Genomic DNA, 3,108 nt, shown 5'->3' on the forward strand with positions numbered 1-3,108 from the left:
TCCTCCCCCTGCGAAGCGGGGGGAGGCCGGGAGGGGGGCCTCGCTGCAACCACTCCCCACACACCCCGCACACCCCCATCAGGGAGACACCGCGTGCTACCCCTCGAAGGCGTCACCGTCATCGCCGTGGAGCAATACGGCGCCGGCCCGTTCGGCACCATGCTGCTGGCCGATCTCGGGGCCGAAGTCATCAAGGTCGAGAATCCCGCCGAAGGCGGCGAGGTCGGCCGGCATGTCGGCCCCCATTTCTTCGGCCCCGGCAACAGCCACTTCTACCAGTCCTTCAACCGCAACAAGCGCAGCATCACCCTCAACCTGAAGCACCCCGAGGGCATGGCGGTGCTGCATGAGCTGGTGCGCCACGCCGACGCCGTGCTGGACAACCTGCGCGGCGACCTGCCGGACAAGCTCGGCCTGACCTACGAGCATCTGAAGGCGGTCAACCCGAAGATCGTCTGCGCCCACCTGTCCGCCTACGGGCGCACGGGGCCCCGGCGGGCCTGGCCGGGCTACGACTATCTGATGCAGGCGGAGGCCGGCTACCTGTCGGTGACCGGCGAGCCGGACGGCCCGCCCGCCCGCTTCGGCATGTCGGTGGTCGACATGATGACCGGCCTGATGACCGCCTTCGGCCTCGTCTCCGGCGTGGTCGGGGCGCGGGCCAGCGGCAAGGGCTCGGACGTCGACGTCAGCCTGTTCGACACGGCGCTGCACAACATGACCTACCTCGCCACCTGGTACCTCAACGGCGGCCACAACCAGGGGCGGGAGCCGCGCTCCGCGCATCCCTCGCTGACCCCGTCGCAGCTCTACCGCACGCGCGACGGCTGGCTGTTCGTGATGTGCAACAAGGAGAAGTTCTGGCCGGTCTTCTGCGACAAGATCGGCAAGCCGGAATGGGGGGACGACCCGCGCTTCCGCAGCTTCAAGGACCGGCTGGCCAATCGCGAGCAACTCACCGTCCTGCTGGACGAGGTGCTTGGCCAGCGCGACACGGCGGAGTGGGTGGAGATCCTCGGCGGCGCGGTTCCTGCCGCCCCGGTCCTCGACATCGCGCAGTCGCTGGAGAACCCCTTCGTCCGCGACAGCGACCGGGTGGCCGACTTCGTCTATCCGGACGGATCCCGCGGTGTGCGGATGCTGACCGGGCCGGTGCGCATCGGCGGCGAGACGCTTCCCACCCGCACCGCTCCGGCGTTGGGCGCCGACACCGAGGACGTGCTGGGCCGCATCGGCATCGGGCCGGAGCGGATCGCCGCCCTGCGCGAGCAGGGGGCGCTGTGAAGGCCGCCGTTCGCCCCGCCTCCGTCCGCCCGTCCGCCGCGGAGGTGCCGCGCTTCCAGGAGATCCTGGACGCGCTGCGCGCCGACATCGCGGACGGGCGGGTCGGGGTCGGCGAACGGCTGCCGACCGAGCAGGAGCTGTGCCTGCGCTTCTCCGCCAGCCGCTACACGGTGCGGGAGGCGCTGCGCCGGCTCCAGGATCTCGGCCTGATCGCGCGCCGCCAAGGCTCGGGGTCGGTGGTGACCGCCGCCCGGCCCGACGGGCGGTTCCACAACACGCTGTCCAGCCTTGCGGAGATTGGGCAATACGCCTCCTCCACCCGGCTGGAGGTGCTGGCGGTGGAGAAGATCCTGGTGGAGGGGCGGACGGCGGAGCTTCTGCGCTCCCAGCCGGACACGCCCTGGGTCCGGGTGGTGGCGCTGCGCCGCCAGCCGGGGGAGCGGACGCCGCTCTGCTACACCGAGGTGTTCCTGCCCGCCGCCTTCGACGACGTGGCCCAGGCCATCGGCACCTTTCCGGTGGCCGTCTACGCGGTGCTGGAAAGCCGCTACGGCCTGCGCATCGCGGAGGTCGTGCAATCGATCGAAGCCACCTCGGCCGACGCCAATCTCGCCTCCCGCTTGTCGGTGGAGGTCGGCACCCCGATCCTGGTGGTGATCCGCCATTATCTGGACGCCGAAGGAAACGCGCTGGAGGTGGCGGTCAGCAGCCACGCGGCCGGACGATACCGCTATGAAATGACGCTGCAACGATCCGGATAAGGGGGCATTGAAGCCCTGCCCGCGGCGAACGGCCGGAAGAGCCGCGCGGGGACAGCACCGGAAGGGAGGGAAGGAATGACGGAAAACCTCATCGGGGACGCTGCGGCTTGCGCGCGGACCCTGGCCAGGATTCAGGGGGTGACCCTGGATGAAACCGATGCAGCCCTGTGCGGGCGCCTGCTGGCCGCCGTGCCGGGGATCCTGGCGGCGGCGCATCCCGGCGGCTCGCTGTTCGACGCGCCGCTGGGCGCCCATGCCGCGCTGGCGGCCGGGACCGTGACCGGGGAGCGGGCATGACCGATCCCACATCGCTGACCCTGACGGAGGCCGCAAGGGCGGTCCGCGACGGCGCGCTGCGGGCGGAAGCCTTGGCCGACGCCTGCCTGGACCGCATCGGCCGGCTGAATCCGACCCTCAACGCCTTTCTGTCGGTCGAGCCGGAGGAGGCGTTGGCCGCCGCCCGCGCCGCCGACGCGGAGGCGCGGGCCGGACGGCTGCGCGGGCCGCTGCACGGCGTGCCGCTGGCCCACAAGGACATGTTCTATCGCGCCGGCAAGCGCTGCACCTGCGGCTCCCCGACGATCCGCGGCGACTTCCGCCCGGAGCGGACGGCCACGGTGCTGGAGCGGCTGGACGCGGCGGGGGCGGTGACGCTCGGCACGCTGCACATGGCGGAGTTCGCCATGGGGCCGACCGGCCACAACGCCCATCTCGGGCGCTGCCGCAACCCCTGGGACCCCGACCGCATCACCGGCGGCTCCTCCTCCGGCTCCGGGGCGGCGGTGGCGGGGCGGCTGGCCTTCGGCTCGCTGGGCTCGGACACCGGCGGGGCGGGGCGGCTTCCGGCGGCGCTGGGCGGGGGGGTCGGGCCGGAGCCGAGGCAGGGGGCGACGCCGAGGGGCGGCGGGAGGGCGCCGGCGGGAAGGCTGGGGTGCGTCGGGCCGCGGGCGCGCCGCGCGGGGGAGGCCGCGGCGCTGGTCTCGGGGGTCACCGGGCGGGCGGACGCCGCGGGCGCCCCCTGCCCGGGGGGCGGGGGGGCACGAGGGGTCGTACCCATCTCGCG

The 3,108-nt window shown here is 73.1% G+C and carries 4 protein-coding genes; all 4 read left to right on the plus strand.

The genetic code is table 11. The features are described 5' to 3' along the window. Positions 1 to 93 precede the first annotated feature (93 nt). The gene (locus tag GBZ26_RS28445; protein WP_174441673.1) at positions 94 to 1,284 is read left to right on the plus strand and encodes a CoA transferase; all 1,191 of its coding nucleotides are present in this window, start codon (positions 94 to 96) and stop codon (positions 1,282 to 1,284) included. Then, complete coding sequence (locus GBZ26_RS28450; RefSeq protein ID WP_174441674.1) at positions 1,281 to 2,045, plus strand: GntR family transcriptional regulator; 765 nt, start codon at positions 1,281 to 1,283, stop codon at positions 2,043 to 2,045. Before GBZ26_RS28445 ends, GBZ26_RS28450 begins: the two co-directional genes overlap by 4 nt. Before the next feature lie 138 nt (positions 2,046 to 2,183). Then, positions 2,184 to 2,342, plus strand: coding sequence for a hypothetical protein (locus GBZ26_RS28455; protein ID WP_247884939.1), 159 nt, complete (start codon positions 2,184 to 2,186; stop codon positions 2,340 to 2,342). Next, positions 2,339 to 3,108 (plus strand): amidase family protein (locus GBZ26_RS28460; RefSeq protein ID WP_174441676.1); only part of this gene is annotated, 770 nt, incomplete at its 3' end. The genes GBZ26_RS28455 and GBZ26_RS28460, both read left to right, overlap by 4 nt.

The organism is Azospirillum formosense (genome assembly GCF_013340925.1).
Taxonomy (GTDB): domain Bacteria; phylum Pseudomonadota; class Alphaproteobacteria; order Azospirillales; family Azospirillaceae; genus Azospirillum; species Azospirillum formosense.